The sequence below is a fragment of the Streptomyces sp. NPDC091377 genome (assembly GCF_044757045.1).
In the GTDB taxonomy this organism is placed as follows: Bacteria; Actinomycetota; Actinomycetes; order Streptomycetales; family Streptomycetaceae; genus Streptomyces.
Genome location: NZ_JBIVUE010000005.1, coordinates 178,748 through 201,862, shown reverse-complemented (window position 1 = coordinate 201,862; position 23,115 = coordinate 178,748). Strand labels below are relative to the sequence as shown.

General features: G+C 72.8%; 19 protein-coding genes and 2 riboswitches. Of the genes, 10 read left to right on the top strand and 9 right to left on the bottom strand.

The features are described from left to right. Positions 1-85: 85 nt before the first annotated feature. A riboswitch (cobalamin riboswitch) is annotated at positions 86-161 on the bottom strand. Between the two features lie 91 nt (positions 162-252). Then, positions 253-389: riboswitch (cobalamin riboswitch) on the top strand. Between the two features lie 119 nt (positions 390-508). From ACIQNG_RS13375 to ACIQNG_RS13350, 6 genes are all read left to right on the top strand, one after another. After that, positions 509-3,271: a prenyltransferase/squalene oxidase repeat-containing protein gene (locus tag ACIQNG_RS13375; protein WP_401484691.1), complete on the top strand. Its 2,763-nt coding sequence runs from the start codon at positions 509-511 to the stop codon at positions 3,269-3,271. Beyond that, positions 3,268-4,227, top strand: a complete 960-nt coding sequence (locus ACIQNG_RS13370; protein WP_401484689.1) for a hypothetical protein — start codon at positions 3,268-3,270, stop codon at positions 4,225-4,227. The genes ACIQNG_RS13375 and ACIQNG_RS13370 overlap by 4 nt, the downstream gene beginning before the upstream one ends. Before the next feature lie 5 nt (positions 4,228-4,232). Then, the gene (locus tag ACIQNG_RS13365; protein WP_401435146.1) at positions 4,233-5,396 is read left to right on the top strand and encodes an energy-coupling factor transporter transmembrane component T; all 1,164 of its coding nucleotides are present in this window, start codon (positions 4,233-4,235) and stop codon (positions 5,394-5,396) included. After that, positions 5,393-7,108, top strand: coding sequence for an ABC transporter ATP-binding protein (locus ACIQNG_RS13360; RefSeq protein WP_401484687.1), 1,716 nt, complete (start codon positions 5,393-5,395; stop codon positions 7,106-7,108). Before ACIQNG_RS13365 ends, ACIQNG_RS13360 begins: the two co-directional genes overlap by 4 nt. Further along, positions 7,105-7,944, top strand: coding sequence for an ECF transporter S component (locus tag ACIQNG_RS13355; RefSeq protein WP_401484685.1), 840 nt, complete (start codon positions 7,105-7,107; stop codon positions 7,942-7,944). The genes ACIQNG_RS13360 and ACIQNG_RS13355 overlap by 4 nt, the downstream gene beginning before the upstream one ends. Before the next feature lie 84 nt (positions 7,945-8,028). Then, complete coding sequence (locus ACIQNG_RS13350; protein ID WP_401484683.1) at positions 8,029-9,105, top strand: enoyl-CoA hydratase/isomerase family protein; 1,077 nt, start codon at positions 8,029-8,031, stop codon at positions 9,103-9,105. 27 nt (positions 9,106-9,132) lie between these two features. Here ACIQNG_RS13350 and ACIQNG_RS13345 read toward each other — a convergent pair whose 3' ends face one another. Next, positions 9,133-10,170 carry a methyltransferase domain-containing protein gene (locus ACIQNG_RS13345; protein ID WP_401484681.1) on the bottom strand — a complete coding sequence of 346 codons (1,038 nt, stop codon included), beginning with the start codon at positions 10,168-10,170 and terminating at the stop codon, positions 9,133-9,135. 208 nt (positions 10,171-10,378) lie between these two features. Between ACIQNG_RS13345 and ACIQNG_RS13340 the strand changes: the two genes are divergently transcribed. After that, the gene (locus ACIQNG_RS13340) at positions 10,379-11,779 is read left to right on the top strand and encodes a diacylglycerol/lipid kinase family protein (protein WP_401484679.1); all 1,401 of its coding nucleotides are present in this window, start codon (positions 10,379-10,381) and stop codon (positions 11,777-11,779) included. Here the strand turns inward: ACIQNG_RS13340 and ACIQNG_RS13335 are convergent. The 3 genes from ACIQNG_RS13335 to ACIQNG_RS13325 are packed head-to-tail and all read right to left on the bottom strand — an operon-like array spanning position 11,760 to position 13,909. Continuing rightward, positions 11,760-12,110 (bottom strand): hypothetical protein, encoded by a 351-nt coding sequence (locus ACIQNG_RS13335; protein WP_401435161.1) that lies wholly within the window; start codon positions 12,108-12,110, stop codon positions 11,760-11,762. The two genes, ACIQNG_RS13340 and ACIQNG_RS13335, sit on opposite strands and share 20 nt — an antisense overlap. Then, positions 12,107-13,444 carry a hypothetical protein gene (locus tag ACIQNG_RS13330; RefSeq protein ID WP_401484677.1) on the bottom strand — a complete coding sequence of 446 codons (1,338 nt, stop codon included), beginning with the start codon at positions 13,442-13,444 and terminating at the stop codon, positions 12,107-12,109. The genes ACIQNG_RS13335 and ACIQNG_RS13330 overlap by 4 nt, the downstream gene beginning before the upstream one ends. 3 nt (positions 13,445-13,447) lie before the next feature. Further along, positions 13,448-13,909 carry a hypothetical protein gene (locus tag ACIQNG_RS13325; RefSeq protein WP_401435166.1) on the bottom strand — a complete coding sequence of 154 codons (462 nt, stop codon included), beginning with the start codon at positions 13,907-13,909 and terminating at the stop codon, positions 13,448-13,450. 489 nt (positions 13,910-14,398) lie between these two features. Between ACIQNG_RS13325 and ACIQNG_RS13320 the strand changes: the two genes are divergently transcribed. Both ACIQNG_RS13320 and ACIQNG_RS13315 read left to right on the top strand, forming a co-directional pair. After that, a complete protein-coding gene (locus ACIQNG_RS13320; RefSeq protein ID WP_401435169.1) occupies positions 14,399-14,887 on the top strand; it encodes a beta-class carbonic anhydrase in 489 nt (162 codons plus the stop codon). A 236-nt stretch (positions 14,888-15,123) separates the two neighbouring features. Then, on the top strand, positions 15,124-16,734 hold the full coding sequence (locus ACIQNG_RS13315) for a GMC oxidoreductase (protein WP_401484675.1): 1,611 nt from the start codon (positions 15,124-15,126) through the stop codon (positions 16,732-16,734). A gap of 80 nt (positions 16,735-16,814) precedes the next feature. Here the strand turns inward: ACIQNG_RS13315 and ACIQNG_RS13310 are convergent, their stop codons facing one another. Together ACIQNG_RS13310 and ACIQNG_RS13305 are read right to left on the bottom strand one after the other, a co-directional pair. After that, a complete protein-coding gene (locus ACIQNG_RS13310) occupies positions 16,815-17,303 on the bottom strand; it encodes a carboxymuconolactone decarboxylase family protein (protein WP_401435174.1) in 489 nt (162 codons plus the stop codon). A 2-nt stretch (positions 17,304-17,305) separates the two neighbouring features. Beyond that, entirely contained in the window at positions 17,306-18,382 is a 1,077-nt protein-coding gene (locus tag ACIQNG_RS13305) for a dihydrodipicolinate reductase (protein ID WP_401484673.1), read from the bottom strand. Positions 18,383-18,805: 423 nt separating this feature from the next. On the opposite strand from ACIQNG_RS13305, the gene ACIQNG_RS13300 reads away from it, so the two are divergent. Further along, complete coding sequence (locus ACIQNG_RS13300) at positions 18,806-20,914, top strand: discoidin domain-containing protein (protein WP_401485099.1); 2,109 nt, start codon at positions 18,806-18,808, stop codon at positions 20,912-20,914. Between the two features lie 18 nt (positions 20,915-20,932). Here the strand turns inward: ACIQNG_RS13300 and ACIQNG_RS13295 are convergent, their stop codons facing one another. From ACIQNG_RS13295 to ACIQNG_RS13285, 3 genes are all read right to left on the bottom strand, one after another. Next, positions 20,933-22,090 (bottom strand): FAD-dependent oxidoreductase, encoded by a 1,158-nt coding sequence (locus tag ACIQNG_RS13295; protein WP_401484671.1) that lies wholly within the window; start codon positions 22,088-22,090, stop codon positions 20,933-20,935. Positions 22,091-22,199: 109 nt separating this feature from the next. After that, complete coding sequence (locus ACIQNG_RS13290; RefSeq protein WP_401484669.1) at positions 22,200-22,499, bottom strand: hypothetical protein; 300 nt, start codon at positions 22,497-22,499, stop codon at positions 22,200-22,202. 74 nt (positions 22,500-22,573) lie between these two features. Continuing rightward, complete coding sequence (locus tag ACIQNG_RS13285; RefSeq protein ID WP_401435186.1) at positions 22,574-23,077, bottom strand: GbsR/MarR family transcriptional regulator; 504 nt, start codon at positions 23,075-23,077, stop codon at positions 22,574-22,576. Between the last annotated feature and the right edge of the window lie 38 nt (positions 23,078-23,115).

Sequence of the window (23,115 nt, the reverse complement as noted above, 5' to 3'; positions counted from 1 at the left end):
GACGCGGCCATGGCCCGGCGAGCAGCGCGGGGCGCGACCGCCGTCCGGAACGCGTGGACCGGCTGCCAGAAGAACTGCGCCGCCTGGGCATTCGGGCTCGGTCCGGCCTCCAGCCGTCCCACACCGCTGCGCGTCAGCCCCGGATTCCCACCGGGTTCCCCCACTCGGCAGTGCGGGACGGTACCCGACCGGGGATTGCGCCGCCATAGGAGCCATGTCACCCCGCGCGCCCCCTCCGGCCGCCTTGACGGCGGGTACCGGCCGTGTTCAAATCCGCCTGTTACGCAAGGAGTTCCAGGGGAAGCCGGTCGAAATCCGGCGCTGACCCGCAACCGTAGGCCCGGCCGCGCGCCGGGCGAGCCGGACTGCCTGGAGCGTGAACGAGCGACAGACGCCGTCGCGGACTACGGCGTGGTGCGACCAGCCTCCGGGCACGGGACCCCCGTGTGCCGCGAGGCTTTCCCCACGTTCCCGTCCCGCGCCGGACCGGTGAGACGAGGGGGCCGCGGTGCGGACCGCAGAGCGCAGAGAACGACGGCCGGGCGGCAGACCCGCGCCCTGGACCGCGGCCACGACGGCACTGCTGGTGCTCGTCGCCGCCTGCGTCACCTTCCTCACCGTCACCTCCCCGGCGGCGGCCGACCCCGTCGGCACCTGCACCGCCACCAAGGGCGCCGTCGTCGCCGTCGACTTCGGCCCCTTCGGGGGCACGGTGGAACGCGGCTGCGACACCACCCCCACCACCGGCTACGACCTGCTGCACGAAGGCGGATTCACCACCGAGGGCACCGGGCACGACGGCCCCGCCTTCATCTGCCGCATCGGCTACGGCGCCTCCGGCACCCCGTACCCGACCCCGGACCGCGAGGACTGCGTCCTGACCCCGCCCGCCACCGCCTACTGGTCGTACTGGGTGGCCGGTCCCGAGGACGACACCTGGTTCTACAGCCAGTACGGCGCCATGGACCGCAAGCCGGCCGACGGCGACGTCGACGCCTGGGTGTTCGGCGGCACCGACATCGGCGGCACCACCGGCCGCCCCACCTTCACCCCCGACGACGTACGACCGGACGGCGGGAGCACGCCCGACCCCGACCCGACCCCCACCGGAGCCCCCGGCGACATCGACGCCCCCGGCGCCGCCGCCTGGCTGAAGGGCCGGCTCACCGACGGCGAGCGGATCGTGGACGAGGGCGCCGAAGGCCCCAACCACTTCCTGACCGTCCAGACGGCCTACGCCCTCGCCGCGGCCGAGGGCTCCGGCGCGACCCTGCGCAAGGTCACCGACTTCCTCGCCAGGACCGCCACCCCCCACGCCTACCCCGCAGGCGCCGACCAGGCCCCCGACGCCACCGCGGCGGCCCGGCTCGCCCTCCTCGCCACCGTCACCGGACGCGACCCGGGCGACTTCGGAGGCCACGACCTCACCGGCGACCTCCTGCGGCACGTCTGCCCCGCCGGCCCCGACTCGGGCGACGGACCCACCCCCGGCTGCACCGCCAGGGGCGACTTCCGCGACGCCGGCTACACCGAAGGCCAGGCCCTCGCCGTGCTCGCCCTGCTGCGCGCCGGGCAGACCCCACCCGCCTCGACGGTCGACCGGCTGGCCCGGCTCCAGTGCCGCGACGGCGGGGTCACCAGCATCCTGATCCGCCCCGGCGAGAACTGCGACGGCGACGCCGGCACCACCGGCCTGGTCGCCCTCGTGCTCCGGAAGGCGGGCGGACACACCGCCGAGGTCGCCAAGGCACGCCGGTACCTGACGAAGAACCAGCGCCTGGACGGCGCCTTCCCCGCCTACACTGGTTCCCCCACCGCCGGGGTGATCACCACCGCCTACGCCGCCCAGGCGCTGCGCGCACTCGGTGAGACCCGACGCGCGGACGCGGCCGTCGGCTGGCTCTCACGCGAACAGACCGACGCCGGCGGCTTCGCCTTCGAGGAGGGCGTCACCGACCCCGTGGTCTACCCGACCACCCTCGCCGTGCTCGCCGGAATCGGCACGAGCCTCGCCGACCTGACCGCCAAGGCACCCGAGCCGACGGAGCCGCCCACACCGACGCCGTCGACCACGGCGTCCCCGGGCGAAGGGCCGGACCTGGCCAAGGGCGTCGCCTACCTCACCGGCCCCGCCCGCCTCAAGCAGGGCCAGTACTACACCGCCGGACCCGGCACCTCCCGCGCCGACTTCGGCCTGACCATCGACGGCGCCTACGCGCTCGCCGCGACCGGCCTGGACAACGCCACGCTGCGCGGCATCGTCGACTTCCTCGACCAGGAGGGAACCGACGGCGAGGACCGCACCGTCAACGACTGGACCGGCATCGGCACCAGGTACGCGGCGGGCGGCTCCCTCGGCAAGACCGCGCTGCTCGCCGAGGCCGTCGGCCGCGACCCGCGCGACTTCGCGGGCCACGACCTGATCGCCGCGCTGGAGAAGGCCGTGTGCGCCGGCGCCAGCACCGCACCGGACCGCTCCTGCGCGGCCAAGGGCGCCTACACCTACGCCCCGTCCGTCTTCTCCCAGTCCCTCGCCGTCATCGCCCAGCTCAGGGCGGGCGAGGAGGACGCGGCCCAGGAGCCCATCGCCTACCTGAAGAGCCTCCAGCACGACAACGGCGCCTGGCCGAGCCTGATCCCGCCCACCGGCGACTTTGACGTGGACTCCACCGCGATGGCCGCGATGGCCCTCGACCTCGCCGGTGAGGACGCCGCCGTGGACGAGGCGCTCAGCTGGATCGCCACCCGGCAACTCGCCGACGGAGGCTTCCCCGGCGCGGCGGGGAACTCCGTCAACTCCGCCGCCCTCGCCGTCCAGGGCCTGTCGCTGGACACCGCGACGTACCGGGACGAGATCGCCGACGCCCGCCGGTTCCTCGCCGCGCAGCAGAACGGCGACGGCGGCTTCAACGTGGCGAAGGAGGGCCAGCGCGGCTCCGATCTGCGCGCCTCCACCCAGGCCGTCGGCGGCTCCACCGGGATCTCCTTCGCCGACCTGGAACGCAGCCTCGACGGCACCTCCCCGCAACCGACACCCCGCCCGAGCGACAGCGGCGGGACGCCGGACATCGTCACCCCGGGCGACTCCGGCGGCTCCGGCGGCGCGGGCGGATCGGACGGCGGCCTCGGCGCCGACGGCGGCAGCGGCGCACTCGCCTCCACCGGCGTGCAGGTCATGGCCCTCGCGGCGATCGCCGCACTGATGACGCTGGCAGGCTGGCGGGTCGTGGTCGTGACCCGGCGCCGGGCCGGGACAGGGAGCGGACGATGAGACGACTGATCACCCTGGCGGCCCGGGTCATGGGCGCGTTCGCCCTCACCACGGCCGCCCTCACCGCCACCACCGCCCCCGCGGCGGCCGACCCCCAGCCGATGGGCCGGTGCACCACCACCTCCGGCGCCGTCCTCGCCGTCGACTTCAGCGACTGGGGCGGCCCGATCCTGCGCTCCTGCGGCACCACCCCCACCACCGGCTACGAACTCCTCAACCAGGGCGGCTGGCGCACCACCGGCACCGGCCACGACGGCCCGGCGTTCATCTGCCGCATCGGATACAGCGGGTACAAGAACGGCAAACAGTTCCCGACCGCCGCCCAGGACGACTGCGTCCTCACCCCGCCCGCCTCCGCCTACTGGTCCTACTGGCACGCCGACCCCGGCCAGAACGACTGGAGCTACAGCCAACTCGGCGCCATGCTCTACAAGCCCAAGCCCGGCAGCGTCGACCTGTGGATCTTCGGCGGCACCGACATCGGCGGCACCGAGGGCCGCCCCACGGTCACCCCCGACCAACTCCGCGCCAAGAACACCCGCCCCCAGGACGACGCCGGACCGCCCGCCAACGACGACAAGGCCCCCGCGCTGCCGCCCGGCGTCGACACCGGCCCGGCCCCCGACCGGCGCACCACCGAGCCGCCGAAGGACACCCCGGCCCCGAAGCCGACCAAGTCCGAGAAGAAGCCGAAGAAGAGCCCGAGGAAGAGCCCGCCGCCCTCACCCACCACGTCCCCGAGCCCGACCGGGAGCGCCGGGAGCGACGCCTCCTCACCCACCCCGTCCGCGGTCGCCGCGTCCAGCCCCGGACCCCGGGTGGTGGACGCCGCCCCGGCGGCCGACGCGGCCCACGACTCCGGCTCCGTCGTACCGGTGCTCGCCGGCGCCGCCCTGGTCGTGACCATCGCCGGCGCGTCGGTCGCGATGGCCCGACGCCGTCGCCGTACCCCGTGAGCGCGGTGACCGGACCGGCCCCGGCCACCCGGCACGACGGCGGGCCGGACCCGCGCGCCCGCCGTCTGCCGCGCATCCTGCACCCGCTGGCCTGGTGGATCTGGGCCCTCGCCCTGGCCACCGCCGCCAGCCGCACCAACAACCCGCTGCTGCTCTTCCTCGTCCTCGCCGTCCTCGGCTACGTCGTCACCGCCCGGCGCACCGAGGCCCCCTGGGCGCGCGGCTTCACGTACTACCTGTATCTCGCGCTGACGGTCGTCGCGATCCGGGTCGTGTTCCGCGCCGTCTTCGCCACCGGCATCACCCCCCGCGACCACTTCCTGTTCTCCCTGCCACGCATCCCCACCCCCGACTGGTACGCGGGCATCCAGATCGGCGGCCCCGTCTCCCTGGAGGCACTGCTGTCCTCCGCGACCGAAGGGCTGCGGCTGGCCTGCATGCTGTGCTGCATCGGCGCCGCCAACACCCTCGCCAACCCCAAACGCGCCCTGCGGGTCCTGCCCGGCGCCCTGTACGAACTCGGCGTCGCCGTCACCGTCGCCCTCTCCGTCGCCCCGCAACTCGTGCTGAGCGTGCAGCGCGTCGCCCGCGCCCGCAAGCTCCGCGCCGGACGCACCCAGGGCCTGCGCGCACTGCGCGGCATCGTCGTACCCGTCCTGGAGGACGCCCTGGAACGCTCCCTGCGGCTCGCCGCCGCCATGGACTCCCGGGGCTACGGCCGCGCGGGCACCGCCACCCGCCGCTCCCGCCGGATCACCGGGACGCTGCTGGTGCTCGGCATGTGCGGACTGTGCGCCGGGGCCTACGGGCTGCTCGACGCGACCGCCCCCGCCCTCCTCGGGCTGCCCGCCATGGGGCTGGGCGCGCTGCTGTGCGTGGCGGGGCTGCGCCTGGGCGGCCGAAGGGTCACCCGCACCACCTACCGCCCCGACCCCTGGCGGCTGCCCGAGTGGGCCGTCGCCGGCAGCGGACTGCTGGCCGCCGTCCTGCTCCTCACCAGCCTGGGCTACGACCCCGCCCGCCTCAACCCCACCTTTTACCCGCTGACCTGGCCCGACCTGCCCCTCGTCCCGACGGCCGCGATCCTGCTGGCCGGGACGGCGGGCTTCCTCGCACCACCGCCGGAAGCCCCGCGCGACGCCGACGCCCAGGGAGCCGACCGCCCGTGATCACCTTCGACCAGGTCACCATCCAGTACGACGGCGCCGCCGAACCCGCCCTGCGCGAAGCCGACTTCACGGTGGAGGAGGGCGAACTCTGCCTCGTCGTCGGCCACACCGGCACCGGCAAGTCCACCCTCCTCGGCGCCGTCAACGGACTCGTCCCGCACTTCACCGGCGGCACGCTCCACGGCCGGGTCACCGTCGACGGCCGCGACACCGCCCACCATCCGCCCCGCGAACTCGCCGACGTGGTCGGCGTGGTGGGCCAGGACCCCGTCGACGGCTTCGTCACCGACACTGTCGAGGAGGAACTCGCGTACGCGATGGAGCAGTTGGCGATCCCCCCGGCCACCATGCGCAAACGCGTCGAGGAGACCCTGGATCTGCTGGGCCTGGCCGATCTGCGCCACCGCGCCCTGTACGAACTCTCCGGCGGCCAGCAGCAGCGCGTCGCCATCGGCTCCGTCCTCACCGCCCACCCGCGCGTCCTCGTCCTGGACGAACCCACCTCCGCCCTGGACCCGACCGCCGCCGAGGAGGTCCTGTCCGCCGTCACCCGGCTCGTCCACGACCTCGGCGTCACCGTCCTGATGGCCGAACACCGTCTGGAACGGGTCGTGCAGTACGCGGACCGGGTCATCCACCTCCCCGGCGACGGCCGCGCGAGGATCGGCCCCGCCCCCGAGATCCTGCGTACGTCGTCCATCGCGCCGCCCATCGTGACCCTGGGCCGCGCCGCCGGCTGGTCGCCGCTGCCGCTGTCCGTCCGCGACGCCCGCCGCGCCGCCGCCCCCCTGCGCCGGGCGCTCACCGATCACCCCCCGGCACCCGTGCGCCCGGTACCCGCGGCGGACCCGGCCCGGCTGCTCCGGGCCCGCGGGGTGACCGTCACCTACCGGGGCGTGCCCGCCGTACGCGAGGTGGACCTCGACCTCCACGCCGGTGAGGTGACCGCGCTGATGGGCCGCAACGGCTGCGGCAAGTCCTCGCTGCTGTGGGCGTTGCAGGGCTCCGGCCCGCGGCGCGGCGGCAGTGTGCGGGTGACGGCGGACCCGGGGGCGGCCCACTCCACGGGCACCGATCCGCACACCGTCTCCGCGGCCCGGGCCCGCACCCTGGTCGGACTGGTCCCGCAGACCCCCGCCGACCTGCTCTACCTGGAGAGCGTCAAGCAGGAACTCGACCAGGCGGACAGCGAGTCCGGCGCCGGGCCGGGCGCCCGGGAGATCCTGGACCGGCTGGCCCCCGGCATCCCCGGCACCACCCACCCCCGTGACCTCTCGGAGGGCCAGCGGCTCTCCCTCGTCCTGGCCGTCCAGCTCTCGGCCGCGCCGCGCGTCCTGCTGCTGGACGAGCCGACCCGCGGGCTGGACTACCGGGCCAAGAGCGCCCTCATCGGCATCGTCGACACCCTCGCCGCCGACGGCACGGCGGTGGTGATCTCCACCCACGACGTGGAGTTCGCCGCCCGCGCCGCCGACCGGGTGGTGGTGATGGCCGAGGGCGACCTCGTGGCGGACGGCCCGACCGCCGAGGTCATCGTCGCCTCACCGGTGTTCGCCCCGCAGACCGCGAAGATCCTCGCGCCGCTGCCGTATCTGACGGTCGACCAGGTGACCCGCGCGATACGGCCCCCGGAGTCCCCGGAGTCCCCGGAGTCCCTGACGGACGGGGCGCACGGGGCGCACGGGGCGGACGGGGCGGAACGGCTGCGATGAAATCCGCCCCCGCCATCCGCCTCACCCCCCGCGTCGCCGTCGTCATGACCCTCGCCGCGTTCCTCGGGGCCGTCGCGTTCTTCTGGCCATTCGTCGTGGCACCCGGCACCTTCGGCGCGCGCTACACACCCCCGCTGATCTTCGGGGTGCTGCTCATCCTCGTCCTGTGCGTGGTGCTGTCGGAGATCGCCGAGGGCGGAATCGACTCCAAGGCCCTGGCCATGCTGGGCGTGCTGTCCGCCGTCAACGCCGCGCTGCGCCCGCTCGGCGCCGGCACGGCGGGCATCGAGACGGTCTTCTTCGTCCTCGTCCTCGCCGGACGCGTCTACGGCCCCGGCTTCGGCTTCACCCTCGGCTGCACCTCGCTGTTCGCGTCCGCGCTGATCACGGGCGGGGTCGGGCCCTGGATGCCGTACCAGATGTTCGGCTGTGCCTTCGTCGGGATGCTGGCCGGGTTCCTGCCCCGGGCGACCGGCCGCCGCGAGGTACTGCTGCTCGCCGTGTACGGCTCGCTCTCCGGCTATCTCTTCGGCTTCCTCCTCAACCTCTCCTTCTGGCCCTTCTCCACGGACCCGAACAGCTCGATCGCCTATCTGCCCGGGCTGCCGTTCACCGAGCAGTGGCAGCGGTACCTCGCCTTCGACATCGCGACCTCGCTGGGCTGGGACACCGGGCGCGCGGTCACCAACTTCGTCTGCATCCTGCTGGCCGGCCCCGCGGTCCTCACCACGTTCCGCCGCGCCGCCCGCAGGGCCCGCTTCCACGCCCCGGTCCGCTTCCCCGACCGCCGGGAGGACCCACCTCCCGGAGTACCGTGTGAGAAAGATCGTCCGTGACCCCGCGGGCCCAGCCGGCCTCCTGGAAGGAAGCAACGAGATCATGCGCGTCATCATGGCCCGTGCGCGGGCGGAGGCGTTCCGATGAGCAGCCCTGACGACACCGTCCTCCTGCACACCACCGGCCGGGCCGCCCACCTCACCCTCAACCGGCCGAAGGCACTCAACGCCCTCACCCACACCATGGTGCTCCGCATCGGTGAGGCGCTCGACGCCTGGGAGACCGACCCGGCGGTGGAGACCGTGGTCATCAGCGGCGCGGGGGAGCGCGGTCTGTGCGCGGGCGGCGACATCCGCGCCGTGCACGACGACGCGCGCGACGGCGACGGCAGCGCCTCGGCCGCGTTCTGGTACGACGAGTACCGGCTCAACGCCCGGATCGCCCGCTACCCCAAGCCGTACGTCGCCCTCATGGACGGCATCGTGATGGGCGGCGGCGTCGGGATCTCCGGCCACGGCAGCGTGCGGGTCGTCACCGAACGCTCGCGCGTCGCCATGCCGGAGACGGGCATCGGCTTCGTGCCCGATGTCGGCGGCACCTGGCTGCTCGGCCGGGCCCCCGGCGGACTCGGCACCCATCTCGCCCTCACCGGCGCGCAGATCGGTGCGGGCGACGCCCTCCTCTGCGGTCTCGCCGACCACTGCGTGCCGTCCGCCGCGCTCGGCGCCTTCGTCGCGGACCTGGCCGCGATGCCCGTACAAGACGCCCTCGCCCGGCATGAGCGGACGCCCCCGGAGGGGGAGTTGGCGGCCCGGCGCGAGTGGATCGACGCCTGCTACGCGGGCGGCTCGGTCGAAGAGATCGTGGAGCGGCTGCTCGCTCACGGCGGCACCGTCGCGAAGGAGACCGCCGAGACCCTGCTCACCAGGTCACCCACCGCGCTCAAGGTCACCCTGGAGGCGCTGCGCCGGGCGCGGCGGCTGGGCTCGCTGGAGGCGGTGCTCGACCAGGAGTACCGGGTCTCCCTCGCCGCCCTGCGCGCCCCCGACCTGGTCGAGGGCGTCCGCGCGCAGATCATCGACAAGGACCGTGCCCCGCGCTGGTCCCCGGCCGGCCTCGCCGAGGTCACCGACGCCGACGTGGCGGGCTTCTTCGCACCGCTCGGCGACCGCGAACTCGGCCTCGCCGCCCCGCACCCCCTCACGCCTCCCGCACGATGACGGCCGCCCGGTGACGTTCGGCGGGTCCTATCCCGCCTTCTCCGCCACGACCACGTACAACGTCACCGCCGCGAAGAACGGCTCCTCCGCGAGCCGGTCGAGCCAGGTCCGGGCCGCGTCGGCGGAGAGGTAGCCCGCGGACACGGCGCGTTCGGTGGTGCGCTGGAAGCCGAGGATCCGGTCCGCGGCCCGGACCTCGCGGAAGACGGAGGTGACCGGTACGACGGCCGGTACGGTGAACCCCGCCGCCAGCGCCAGCCGGGCCAGCCGGCGGCCGATGACCCCGTTGCGCACCACCTTGTCGGTCACATGGCGGGTGTAGGCCCGCGCGACGTCGAGGTCGGGGTGGTCGACGGTCAGCGAGTCCCAGTCCGGTTCGCCCAGGACGAGCCGGCCGCCCGGACGCAGTACCCGGTGGGCCTCGGCGAGCGCCCGCGGCGGGTCGGTCACATGCTGGAGCACCCGGTCCGTCCGGGCCCGGTCCACGCTGCCGTCCTCGAACGGCAGGGTGTGGAGGTCGCCCAGCCGGACCTCGACGGACGGGAGGTCCCGGGTGCGGTCACGCGCCCGCTCGACCATCTCCTCGTCGACGTCGAGCCCGAACACCCTGCCGGACGCGGTGACCGCCTCGGCGAGGGCGCCGAGATCCGTGCCCGGTCCGCAGCCCAGGTCGAGCGCGGTGTGGCCGGGCCGCACGGCCAGCGCCTCGGCCATGACGCCCTTGTACGAGCGTGCCTGCTCCGTCACGGCCACCCGGTCGAGATAGCCGATCCGGTCCGGAACGGCGCTTTCGAACACCCGCCCGGACACCCGGGCCATGGAACGGGCCTCCCGTTCCATCACCTCCCGCCCCGCCGGGGTCAGACAGACCGGGCGCCGCCGCCCCTCGCCCTCCAGCGACCGCACCAGTTCCTTCGCCTCCAGCCGGGCCAGCGCGCCGTAGAGACTGCCGGGCCCCAGCCGCCGACCGGACACCTCCTCGATGGCCGCGTTGATGGCGTACCCGTGCAACGGGCCGTCGGCCAGCGCGCACAGCACCAGCAGCTGGGCGTCGTTGGATTCCAAGGCTTCTCCGCTCGTCGTCGGCCCGTACTACACATTGCGTAGTACGCGCAGCGTAGCAGTCGGCGAGGTCGGTGGAAGGGCGAACGGCGGCACCGCAGACCCGAGTCCGGGCCGGCGGACGCTCACCCGCCCAGCCCGCCCGGGGTGCTCCCGGGCCCGGGGGCGGGCAGATTGGCGGGACGGACGGGCGGAGAGGCGAGACACGTTGATGAGCCAGGGCGACAGAGGCGGCGGGACGCCCCCGACGGGGCACGGCGGCCGGGCCGCCCGATGGCTCGCCCGGCTGACCCTGCTCGCGGCGGCCGGGGTCGTCGTCGTGCTGGCGCTGGCGCTGGGCAGCGGCGGACTGCTCATCGTCGGCGCCGGACTGCTCGGGCTGGTCGTCTGCGCGGCCGGGCTGTGGTGGTTCCTCGCGCACCGGGGCCTGGTACGGCTCCTCGGGGCGCTCGTCGCGGTCGCCGCCCCCGTGGCCGTCGTGCTGCTCTTCACCTTCGCCGGGCTGTGGCTGAGCGCGGTCTTCCTCGCCGTCTGCTGGGGCGCGACCCTGGCCTGCGCCAAGGCGGCGCTGCGCGGATCGGCCCCGCAGCGGTCACGGCGTACGGTCGCCGCGGCCCGCCCCCGGCGCCCCGTGCTCTTGATGAACCCCAGGTCGGGCGGCGGGAAGGTGACCCGCTTCGGACTGGTCGGGCGGGCCGAGGAACTCGGCGCACGGGTGGTCCTGCTCGACCCGACCGCCCCGACCGATGTCGCCGAACTGGCCCGCGCGGCCGTCGCCGGGGGAGCGGACCTGCTCGGGGTGGCGGGCGGCGACGGCACCCAGGCCCTCGTCGCGGCCGTCGCCGCCGCGCACGATCTGCCGTTCCTCGTCGTCCCGGCCGGTACCCGCAACCACTTCGCCCTGGACCTCGGCCTCGACCGCGCCGACCCGTCCCGCTCCCTGGCCGCGCTGACCGACGGCGAGGAACTCCGGGTCGACCTCGGGGACGTCGCCGGGCGCCCCTTCGTCAACACGGTCTCGTTCGGGGTGTACGCGGATGTCGTGCAGCACCCCGAGTACCGCGACGCCAAGGCCGGCACGGCGCTCGACCTCATGCCCGACCTGCTGGCCAGCGAGGGGGCCACCCGGCTCGACGCCCGCGTCGACGGCGCTGTGCTGGACTCCCGGCAGGCGCTGCTCGTCAGCAACAACCCCTACGTCTCGCCCGACGCCCTCAGCGGCACCGGCCGCAGACCCCGGCTCGACACCGGTGAACTGGGCGTCCTCGGTATCCGCGTGGAGAGCGCCGCCCAGGCCGCCGACCTCGCCGTACGCGGCACACAGTCCGCGGGGCTGGCCGCGCTGACCGCCCGGCGGGTCGAGGTGAGCGCCGCCCCGCACGAGATCCCGGTGGCGGTGGACGGCGAGGCGCTGCGGATGCCCACCCCGGTGGTGTGCACCCTGCGCCCCGGCGCGCTGCGGGTCCTGGTGCCCCGTGACCGCCCCGGCGTCGTCGTTCCCGCCCCACCCGTGGACTGGCGTCGGCTCGTGCGCCTCGCCCTCGGCCGGACCGGGGGCGGGACGGCCACGCGGATCAGGGTGCGGCTCCGCCTCAGGGCCCCAGCAGCGTGAGCCGCAGCACCGCCGCCAGCGCCAGGGCGGCCGGGATCGCGTACCACCCTCGCCTCAGCCAGCCCGCCTTGACGAAGAGCCAGGTCAGCAGGGCGATCACCGTACTGAAGGCCAGCCCGACGGTGGCCGCCACGTTCGCGTTGGTCACGGCCTGGTCGTCCCAGGGCCCGTCCGGCTCGATCATGTACGCGGTGACGACGGCATAGGCCGTCACCAGGGTGGCGACGGCGACGACGAGCGCGCAGACCGCCGTACCCACCCGGCCGGCGGGGCCGCCCGCGCGGACCGGACGGCCCTCACTCAGTACCGGTCCCCGGTCGGAGCCGCTCATCCCAGTGCTTCCCTCGCCTCGTCCAGTTTTCCGTCGAAGCCCCGACCATACGCCTGCGCGTCGTCCGTCTCCCACAAAGGACCGCCGTTGTAGCGGGCGGCAAGTTCCTGCATCTGGGCCCGGGTCATCTGCTCCGGGGGAACATCGGCGAACTCGCTCTCCGCCTTCAGCTGGGCCAGGTACTCCGAGGCGATGAAGATGTTCTGCGCCGGGTCGCTGATCGCGTCGATGACGGTGCTGCGTTGCAGGTCGGTGAGGTTGTTCGGGTCGTAGCCGAGGACCTCCGCGCCGCGGCGGACCTGGATCGCGATCGGCCCCATCGACGTCTGGTCGGCCTCCCCCAGGCCGGGGATGAGCCGGCGGCCCTCGTAGGCGGCGTCGTCCACCACCCCGGGGTCGCCCTCGACCTCCTGCCACGCGATACCGGCCACCATCTCCGGCGGCAGCCCGGAGTCCTGCGCCGCGGCCCGGATCAGGGCGCTGTTCCCCGAGATGTACTCCCGGCGCCCCTCGTCCGAGTTGGACGGCAGCCAGTAGTTGTTGCCCGTCGCGTCGGGCAGACCGTCGATCCGGGTCTGGATCCGGAAGAGGGCCGACGAGACGACGACCCGGTCGCCCGTGGGCGGGATCGTGTCCACCTTCGGGCCCGCGCCCGGCAGTCGTGCGTAGGGGTTGTCGCCCGCCTCACGGGCCTCCGCGGACAGCGCGGCCAGACCGCTCAGCAACTGCGCCGGGTCGGCCACGGGGCTGCGGAAGTCCGGCAGGGAACGGTACGCCGCCCGGATGTCGGCGATACAGGTGTTCCGGGCCTCGGACTCGACGCGCTTGGCGTCACCGTAATGCCCCTTGGTCTGGTTGTAGTACCGCTCGGCGTCCTCGCGGATCGCGTCCAGGTCGACGCCGACCTCGGCGAACCAGTCCAGGACGCCCGTGGTGCCCCGCAGATCCTCCCACTGGCGCATCGGCTCCGCCGCCCGCGCGGTGGGGGTGATCGCCGTGGCCTCCCGCGCGATCACCTCCGACAGTCGGCCCTCCGTGTCCTGTCCGCTCTCGTAATGGCCCTTCGCCGTCGTCACGGCGTCGGCGTACGCCGCCAGCGCCTTGCCCGTCCTGCTGAAGGCCGCCGACAGCGCGTCCGCCAGTTCGCGCGCCTCACCCAGGCGCCGGATGTACAACTCGCGGGCCTCGCTGCGCCAGTCCACCCCCGCCGCCGTGCGGAAGGCGTCGTCCGTCGTCTCGATCAGCTTGTGCAGCCGCGTGTACTCGGCCCCGGTGCGCTCGATCAGCGCCGGGTTGGAGTCCGCGAGGAACTCGACATCGCTCCGGTACGCCATGGGTCACCGGTCCCCGGGTTCCACGAACGCTCCGCAGTCCAGGATCGTGGTCAACTGCTCACGCACGGAACGGTCGTACGTCGCGTACGCGTTGTTCGCGGACCTGAGACCGCCGGCCAGGGCCGCCAGCAGGGCCACCGTGTCGTTGTACTGGTCCTGCGCGAAACGCGCGAACGTGTCCACGACGGAGGCGACATCGGGATGTGACCGGGGTACCCGGCACATCGTCGCGTTCTCGCCGTCCATCCGGCCCTCGTACAGGACACCGGCGATCTCGATCAGCAGATGCGAACTCCCGTCCACGGAGTCCGCGTTGACCGCGTAACCGTCACCCGGGCCACCGCCCGACGGTCCGCCCCCGCCACCGCGCTCGGCGGGCAGTTGATTGAGCCGCATCCCCGCCGACTGCTCCTGCCGTGCCAGCGCGTCCGCCTTGAGCTGCGCCCACTCCTCTTCCCACGACATGTCGCACTCCCCCGTTCGAATGTCGTCACTCCGTACGGGAGTCCGCTCCCGCCTCGCTTTCAAGTCTGCCACGTGGCCGTAACAGGACTGTCCCCATGGGGGCTTGACACCGTCCGCGCCATGTCGATCAAGGGGGGCGGAAGTCATCCCGCACGGGCCGGCGTTGACACAGCAAGTCATCGGGGTGGTCCGACGCGCCCGGACGCGTCGGCACCGGAACACAGGAGATGCGGTGGGTGACGGGGGCTGTGCCCCGGCCGATGGGTGAGGATGCCCCGGCCCCCGGGCCCACTGCTTCGACGGTGCCGAGTGCGCCCCGTACCCCTAATGACGCGGCGGCGGCCACCCGGGCGTATCCGACGAGTGTTCCGGCCGTGCGGACTTTCCTTTTCGAATTCGGACTCGGTACGTTCGCTCCGGCTCGGGGGAAGGACCGCGCGGGGGCATCCCGCGGCTTCTCCCTGTGCTGGAGAAAAACGGGAGGAAATCGTGTCGGTCATCGATGAGTCACTCGTCAACAATGAGGCGTACGCCGCCTCTTTCGGGGGGCAGCTCGCACTTCCCCCGGCCCGCCGGCTGGCGGTCCTGGCCTGTATGGACGCGCGGCTCGACATCTTCTCGATGCTGGGGCTGAACGAGGGGGACGCGCATGTCATCCGTAACGCGGGCGGCGCGGTGACGGAGGACGCGATCCGGTCGCTGGTCATCAGCCAGCGGCTGCTCGGCACCCGCCGGATCATGCTCATCCATCACACGGACTGCGGTATGCAGACCTTCAAGGACGATGAATTCAAACGGCAGATCGAGGACGAGACGGGAATTCGCCCGCCGTGGGCTCCCGAATCCTTCTGCGATCTGGAGGAAGACGTCCGGCAGTCGATCCGGCGCATCGAGGCCGACCCCTTCGTGCCGCACAAGAACTCCGTCCGCGGGTTCGTCTTCGGCGTGGAGTCGGGGCTGTTGACGGAAGTGAAGTAGAGGTAGCGGGCGCACGAACCTCACCCGACGCCGCTCCCCATGAGTCTGTGTGCTTCTCTTGAGGCCGCAGCGAGGGGAGCGGCGTCGGTGTGTTCCTGGGGTGAAATACCCGGGAAACAAAGCGAAGTTACCGCCCGGTATCTCGTGACTTATTTCACGACCGCCAGTAGAACCCGTTGCACTTGCGCAGGCGGAAGGGGAGTCAAGTGAAGCAGAGGTCCATGGTCAGGCGGGACATGGAAGGTTTATCCCGACGTCGATTCATTGGGGGAACAGGTTCTCTTCTCGGTGCCGCCGCACTCGGTGCGATCGACCTGCCGAACGCGGCGGCGCAGTCCCAGGAAACCCAGCTCATCGAACCCGGCGCACAGATCCCCGCACTTGTCATAGGCACCGGATACGGCGGTTCCGTCACCGCCCTGCGGCTGGCGCAGGCCGGTGTGGACGTGCACATGGTGGAAATGGGAATGGCCTGGGACACCCCGGGCCCGGACGGCAAGGTCTTCGCCAACACCACCAGCCCCGACCACCGCTCCTTCTGGCTGCGGACCCGCACCAAGCAGCCCATCAGCAACTTCCTCGGCTTCCCGATCGACCGGAACGTACCCCGGTACACCGGCATCCTGGACGCCGAGGACCTGGGCGGCATCCTCGTCTACCAGGGGCGGGGCGTCGGAGGCGGCTCACTGGTCAACGGCGGGATGGCGGTGACACCCCAGCGGGACCGCTTCCCCGCGATCCTCCCGTCCGTCGACGCCGACGAGATGTACTCCGTGTACTACCCGCGCGCCAACCGCACCCTCGGGGTCACCGACATCGACCCCGCCTGGTTCGACTCGGCCGACTGCTACCAGTACGCGCGCGTCGGCCGCAAACACGCGAGCCGGTCCGGCTTCCCCTTCATGTTCGTGCCCAACGTCTACGACTGGGACTACATGAGACAGGAGGCCGCGGGAACGGTCCCCAGGTCGGCACTGGCCGGTGAGATCCTCTACGGCAACAACCACGGCAAGAAGTCCCTGCCGAAGACCTATCTCGCCCAGGCCCGCGCCACCGGCCGGCTCACCGTCTCACCGCTGCACCGGGTCACCACCGTCACCCCCGCCACCGGCGGCTACTCCGTCACCATGGAGCAGATCGACACCACGGGCACCGTCGTCGCCACCAAGACCGTGGTGGCGCGGCGGGTGTTCTTCGCCGCGGGCAGCGTCGGCACCAGCAAGCTCCTGGTCCGGCTCAAGGCGACGGGCGCGCTGCCAGGGCTCAACGACGAGATCGGCAGGGGCTGGGGGGACAACGGCAACGTCATGTGCGGCCGGGCCAACCACCTCTGGGACCCGACCGGGGCCCTCCAGTCGTCGATCCCGACCGCGGGCATCGACAACTGGACCGCGGGAGGAGCCTTCGCCGAGGTGGCGCCGCTGCCGACCGGCATCGAGACCTGGGCTTCGTTCTATCTGTCGATCACCAACAACCCCCACCGCGCCCGGTTCACCTGGAACGCGGCGGCGGGGAGGGTGGAACTCGACTGGCAGGCCGCCTGGAAGCAGCCCTCCGTCACCATGGCCAAGTCGATCTTCGACAGGATCAACGCCAAGGAGGGCACGATCTACCGCACCGACCTCTTCGGCGTCCACAAGATCTGGGGCGACCACCTCACGTACCACCCGCTCGGCGGAGCGGTGCTGGACAAGGCGACGGACCACCACGGCCGGCTGCACGGCCACCCGGGTCTGTATGTGATGGACGGCGCGCTGATCCCCGGCAACACCACCGTCAACCCCTTCGTGACCATCACCGCGCTGGCCGAGCGCAACATCGAGAGGATCATCGCCGACGACTTCTGACGCACGACGCGGGCCGGGACGCAGACCCCGCCCCGGCCCGCGACCGCGACCGCGACCGCGAGAACGGGAAAGGAATCCACTCACCCGGCCCCGGCCGACGGCAGCACGCACGCGCTGTCCAGGCCCAGTACATGGTTGAGCCGGCCGAACACCAGCCAGGCGCCGATGCTCATCGTCAGCTCCACGATCTCCGTCCCGCTGTACCGCGCCTTCATCCGCTCCCAGAACGCGTCGTCCAGGTGGTGCGGGTCGAGCGTGTACCGCTCCGCGTACTCCGCGGCGAGCCGGGTCCGTTCGTCGAAGGCGTCCGTGGTCCGCCACCGGGTGACCGCGTCGAGAAAGCCGTCCTCGACCCGCTCCCCGTCGCGCTCGGTGCGCCAGTCCAGACAGAACAGACACCCGTTGATCTGCGCGACCCGCAGCCGGGCCGCCTCGAACTCACGCAGCCCCAGCGTCGTGTGCCGGTACACGGCCATCGAGAAGGCGGCGGCGGCCGGGCCGATCCCGGGCACCATCTCGCCCCACACATGGGGGATGGGCTCGGCGCCCTCGGGAATGTCGATCCGCATGGTCACTTCTTCCCCAGTCTGCCCACCGCGGGGCGCAGCGGGACGTCGAGTGCGTCGTAGAGACCTGGTCCGGCCTCCACCAGCCAGTCGATGGCGTTCACCAGCCGGCCCACCGCCGTCGCGTTGCCCCCGGCGGCCCGGTTCCCTCCCTCGTCCGTGGCCTCGACCGTGACCTCGATCCGCGGACGCCCCTCGATGATCACCCGGTGGGCGCCCGCCCCGCCGTCGGGCGGCAGCGGCCAGTCCCGGGCGCACCCGGCGTGGACACGGGTGACATGCTCGACCACGATCACCGGGTCACCCGCCACCACCCCCCGCACCTCAAGGCGCACCGCGCCCTGCGTGCCCGCCTCGAACGCGCCCATGCCGTCGGTGACGACCGAGGTGTCCAGCGTCCGGCGCTCCACCCTCTCCTCGATGTCGTCCAGTTCGGCCCCGAGCGCCCGTGCCATCAGCCGCACCTGCCCGCCCCAGATCATCGTCGGAACGCCCTCGGCGAGCATCAGCGGCTGATAGTCCAGCGGATGCCCCATCCCGATCAGATGCCGTACGGCGTCCTCCTGGTCGTACGTGGCGTAGTCGAAGATCTCCTGGCAGCGGACGGTGTCGATGGCGGACCCCAGCCCGCTCACCAGCAGCGGCAGCACGTCATTGGCCCAGCCGGGATCCACCCCCGACACGAACAGCGCGCCCCCGCCCGCCGCCGCGGACTCCAGCAGGGCGTCCCGGAGTTCCGCGGGTGCGCCACGGCAGTCGTACATGCCGTACACGGACGGGGTGACGACCACCGCGCCCGCGCGCAGGGCGCGGCCGATGTCCGCCAGGGCGCCGTCGGGGCGGACGTCGCCGGACGCCGCGTACACCACCGCGCGAGGCCCCGCGTCGAGCACCCGGCCCACCTCGTCCGTCGCCGCCACCCCGAGATACCGGTCCAGACCGGCCAACTCACCCGCGTCCTTGCCGACCTTGGCCCGCGCGGACACCAGCACGGCCACCAGGCTGAGCATCGGATGCGCCTCGACGGCCCGGATGGCCGCGCGCCCGACGTTGCCCGTGCCCCAAACCACCGTGGGAATCATGGGCGGAGGGTAACGATCCACCCCAAAACTTCCCAGAGCCGTGCACGAGGAACCGGAGGGCGTCCGGTTCCGGTCCCGGGCCGACACGGTGTCACCGGAGGACGCGGACCGGGGTGACAAGCACGCCGGGACCCCACGGGGCCGGGGTGACCGGCCGCACGCTGGACTTACCGCAAGTAACTCAACTCCGTACGGACTCTTGACTCATGAACATCCAGTAGCGATCCTCATGCCACACCTTGCGCCGGTCATGACAAGCCTGTTTCCGGGGGAGGGCATCGAGCCCGCGCCGCCCGGCGCGTCGACCGTGCGTCCCGCCGACCCAGGGATGTGACACCGCCCGTGGCCCGACGCCCGTACCCCGACCGACGCGAAGAGCCCGCACCTCGCCCACGCCGCCCCCGGCGCCGTCAGCACGCCACGCTGGTGACCCTGCTGCTCTTTCTCCTCACCGTCGCCGTCGCGCCCGCCCCCAGTTCGGCCGCCACCGGCACCGAGGCGGCCACCGGCACCGAGGCGGCCACCGGCACCGAGGCGGCCACCGGCACCGAGGAAGTGGCCGGCACCGCCGCCGCGGACGGTGACTGGTGGACGCCCGACGCCCGTCCCGCACCTGACTCCGGCATCGACGTCACCGGTGAGCCCTTCACCGGCACCGACGCCGACGGCCAGGTCCGCGGCTTCGTGGACGCGCACAACCACCTGATGTCCAACGAGGCGTTCGGCGGCCGGCTCATCTGCGGCAAGACCTTCTCCGAGGCGGGCGTCGCCGACGCGCTCAAGGACTGCCCCGAGCACTACCCGGACGGCTCCCTCGCCCTCTTCGACTTCATCACCAAGGGCGGCGACGGCAAGCACGACCCGGACGGCTGGCCCACCTTCAAGGACTGGCCCGCCCATGACTCCCTCACCCACCAGCAGAACTACTACGCCTGGGTGGAGCGCGCCTGGCGCGGCGGTCAGCGCGTGCTGGTCAACGACCTGGTCACCAACGGAGTGATCTGCTCGGTCTACTTCTTCAAGGACCGCTCCTGCGACGAGATGACGTCGATCCGCCTCCAGGCGAAACTGACGTACGACATGCAGGCGTTCATCGACAGGATGTACGGCGGCCCCGGCAAGGGCTGGTTCCGGATCGTCACCGACAGCGCCCAGGCCCGGCAGGTGATCGAACAGGGAAGACTTGCCGTCGTCCTCGGCGTCGAGACCTCCGAACCCTTCGGCTGCAAGATGATCCTGGACGTGCCGCAGTGCGACAAGGAGGACATCGACAAGGGACTGGACGAGCTGTACGCGCTCGGAGTGCGCAGCATGTTCCTGTGCCACAAGTTCGACAACGCGCTGTGCGGCGTCCGCTTCGACGAGGGCGCGCTCGGCACGGCCATCAACGTCGGCCAGTTCCTGTCCACCGGCACCTTCTGGCGCACCGAGAAGTGCAGGGGCCCGCAGCACGACAACCCCATCGGGCTGACCTCCGCCCCCGGAGCCGAGAAGCAACTCCCCGCGGGCGTCGCCGTCCCCCCGTACGACAAGGACGCGCGATGCAACGTCCGCGGCCTCACCGATCTGGGCGAGTACGCCGTACGCGGGATGATGGACCGCAAGATGATGCTGGAGATCGACCATATGAGCGTCAAGGCCACCGGCCGGGTGCTCGACCTCTTCGAGTCCGAGTCCTACCCGGGTGTGCTGTCCTCGCACAGCTGGATGGATCTGAGCTGGACCGAGCGGGTCTACGGCCTCGGCGGCTTCATCGCCCAGTACATGAACGGCTCCGAGGCGTTCAGCGCGGAGGCGAAGCGCACGGACGCGCTGCGCGAGAAGTACGGCGTCGGCTACGGCTACGGCACCGACATGAACGGCGTCGGAGGCTGGCCCGCGCCGCGCGGCGCCGACACCCCGAACCCGGTCGAGTACCCCTTCCGCAGCACCGACGGCGGCTCGGTCATCGACCGCCAGACCACCGGGGAACGCACCTGGGACCTCAACACCGACGGGGCCGCCCACAACGGGCTGGTCCCCGACTGGATCGAGGACATCCGGCTGGTCGGCGGCCAGGGCGTGGTGGACGACTTGTTCCGCGGCGCGGAGAGCTATCTGGACACCTGGGGCGGCACCGAGAGCCACGCGGCCGGGGTCAATCTCGCCGAGAAGGCCCCGGCGACGGCCAGTTCGACCGAGTGGAACCCGTTCACCAGCTACGCGGCCGGCCGCGCCGTCGACGGTGACCGGGGGACCCGGTGGGCCAGCCACTGGAGCGACGACCAGTGGCTCCGCGTCGACCTCGGCACCACCCACCGCGTCGGCCGGGTCACCCTCGACTGGGAACGCGCGTACGCGACCTCGTACCGCATCGAGGTGTCCACCGACGGACAGCGCTGGACGGACGTCTGGTCCACGGCCTCCGGCGACGGCGGTCTGGACACGGCCCGCTTCGAGGCCGTGCCCGCCCGGTATCTGCGGGTCCACCTCCGCGACCGGGCCACCTCATGGGGCTACTCGCTCCACGAGGTGACCGCCCACAGCGGCTGACGGCGACCGCCCCCCTGCTCACCCCCTGATGTCGGACTCCCAGTCCAGCTGCCCGGCCAGCGCGTCCTCACCGGGACGGGTCTTGCCGGCCGGGCGGCCGGCGGAGTCCGACGGGGCGTAGGTGCCACGGGACAGGGCGCCGCTGGTGGCGATGTTGTGCTCGACCCGCTCGCGGCGCAGCGACTCGTAGTGGGCGAGGGCGGTGTCCGTCCCCGGCACGTCGCGCAGGCACTTCGCGAGGATCACCGCGTCCTCCAGGGCCATGGAGGCGCCCTGCCCGGTCGCCGGGGACGCCGCGTGGGCCGCGTCCCCGATCAGCAGGGCCCGGCCCGAGCGCCAGGGCATGCCCAGCGGAAGCTCGGTCGCGTCGGTGACCATCAGCCGGTCACCCGTGGCCTCGACGATGCCGGCGCACGGTGTCGCGTCCTCCCGCAGCACCGGCAGCAGTCGGTCCCGCCAGTCGGCGGCGGTGCCCTCGGCGATCTCCCGCGCGGTCAGCGGCCCGTCGGCGACCCGGGCGAACCAGTACGTCTCACCCTCAGGCGAGGTCGCGAACCCGAAGGCCACCGAGCTGCCCCGGACCATGGTGATGCAGTCGCTCGCGCCGCTCGGCGCCACGTCACGGGTGTAGCCGTAGAACACCCGCTGCCCCGCGTGTCCCGGGCGCCCGTCCGGGGCGATCGCCTCCCGCGCGGTCGAGTTCAGCCCGTCCGCGCCGAGCAGCAGATCACCGGTGGCCGCGGAGCCGTCGGCGAAGTGGGCCGTGACGGCGTCCGGGCCGTTCTCGATCCGGGCGAGCCGGGCCCCGTGCCGTACGGCGATGCCGCGGCGGGCCGCCTCCGCCTGGAGGGCGGTGTTCAGCTCACCGCGGCGCAGACAGCGGAAGCGGAGACGCGGATCGTCGGCCTCGCCCATGGGGGCGTGCGCCGCCTCCTTCCCCGACTCGTCCAGGAGCCGGAGCGCGGTCAGCGGGAAGCCGATCGCGGTGACCGCGTCCGTGGCGCCGAGTTGTCCGAGCGCCCGCATCCCGTTGCTCGCGAGCGTCAGGAACGCGCCGATGTCCTCCGCGGCGTCGGGGTGCGCCTCGTACACCACCGCCTCGAACCCGGCCTTGTGCAGGGCGAGCGCCGACGCCGTCCCCGCGATGCCCCCGCCGATGACCAGTATTCGCGTCACTCCGCCCTCCAACCGTGCACGTCCGCCGCGATCGCGCCGGCTTTCCCGACGTGTACGGATGGTTTCACGATGACATCACGGGGGCGCCCCGAACCCGTACGGACCCGCGCTACCCGCAGGCGAGTTCCTCCAGCAGATCGGCCGCGTCCGCGTTGCCCTGAAGGGCCAGCCGCCGCAGCTCCGCGGTGTCCCCCAGTTCGGAGGCCAGCTCCACGAGCTGATCGACGGCGGTCCTGTTGCCGCCCTCGGACAGTCGCCGCAGTGCGGTCAGATCCTGTCGCTCGGCGGCGAGTTGGATCAGCTCGTCCAGGGCGTCCGGGTCACCGGTGGCGGTGGCGGTGGCGGTGGCGGTGGGGGTGGGGGTGGCGGTGGGGGTGGCGGTGTCGGTTTCGGTTTCTGCGTCGGTCATGGTGGTCCGCCTCTCGGGTCGGAATGCTCAGGTCGGGGTGCTCGGGTCGGTTCTGCGGATCGGCTCGGGCGGGCTCAGGTCGGGGGGCCGGGCGTCGGCAGTCCGCCCGTCGCCCGCAGTTCGTCGCGATGCGCGTGCCACTCGTCCACCAGCCCCGGCAGGCGCTCGGCCAGGAAGTCGGCCAGCGCGATCATCTCCTCCAGCGGTGCCCGGCGCTCCGGCGCCGCGTCGGTGAGCAACGCCAGGCCCTCCCGGAACAGCGCCGCGTGCTCCCGGTGGAGCGTGGTGTCGAAGTTCTGCGGCTGACGGCTCACCGAGTCCAGGCCGACCCGGTCCACGCGCTCCCCGGCGGCCCGGGTCCGGCGGGCCATCCGATGGCCCTCCAGCAGTTTCACGGCACCGGTGACGGCGCTGCGGCTGGCCAGCAGCGCCTCGCTCAGCTCGTCGATGGTCTGCTGCGGCGGATCGCAGACGAAGAGATACCCGAGCAGTCGGCCGGCCATCGGAGGAAAGCCGTACTGCCGGGCGTAGAAGCGGCCGACGTGGTCGGCGAAGAGGACATGCGAGTCGGGCGGCACGTGCTTAATCTAACACGTCCGACTGAGATGACACTTAT

Coding starts and splice junctions, on each gene's coding strand:
- ACIQNG_RS13370 (WP_401484689.1), top strand. CDS start 3,268: ATGAGACGACTGATCACCCTGGCGGCCCGGGTCATGGGCGCGTTCGCC.
- ACIQNG_RS13305 (WP_401484673.1), bottom strand. CDS start 18,382: ATGATTCCCACGGTGGTTTGGGGCACGGGCAACGTCGGGCGCGCGGCC.
- ACIQNG_RS13310 (WP_401435174.1), bottom strand. CDS start 17,303: ATGCGGATCGACATTCCCGAGGGCGCCGAGCCCATCCCCCATGTGTGG.
- ACIQNG_RS13335 (WP_401435161.1), bottom strand. CDS start 12,110: ATGAGCGGCTCCGACCGGGGACCGGTACTGAGTGAGGGCCGTCCGGTC.
- ACIQNG_RS13330 (WP_401484677.1), bottom strand. CDS start 13,444: ATGGCGTACCGGAGCGATGTCGAGTTCCTCGCGGACTCCAACCCGGCG.
- ACIQNG_RS13350 (WP_401484683.1), top strand. CDS start 8,029: ATGAGCAGCCCTGACGACACCGTCCTCCTGCACACCACCGGCCGGGCC.
- ACIQNG_RS13325 (WP_401435166.1), bottom strand. CDS start 13,909: ATGTCGTGGGAAGAGGAGTGGGCGCAGCTCAAGGCGGACGCGCTGGCA.
- ACIQNG_RS13290 (WP_401484669.1), bottom strand. CDS start 22,499: ATGACCGACGCAGAAACCGAAACCGACACCGCCACCCCCACCGCCACC.
- ACIQNG_RS13355 (WP_401484685.1), top strand. CDS start 7,105: ATGAAATCCGCCCCCGCCATCCGCCTCACCCCCCGCGTCGCCGTCGTC.
- ACIQNG_RS13340 (WP_401484679.1), top strand. CDS start 10,379: ATGAGCCAGGGCGACAGAGGCGGCGGGACGCCCCCGACGGGGCACGGC.
- ACIQNG_RS13315 (WP_401484675.1), top strand. CDS start 15,124: ATGGAAGGTTTATCCCGACGTCGATTCATTGGGGGAACAGGTTCTCTT.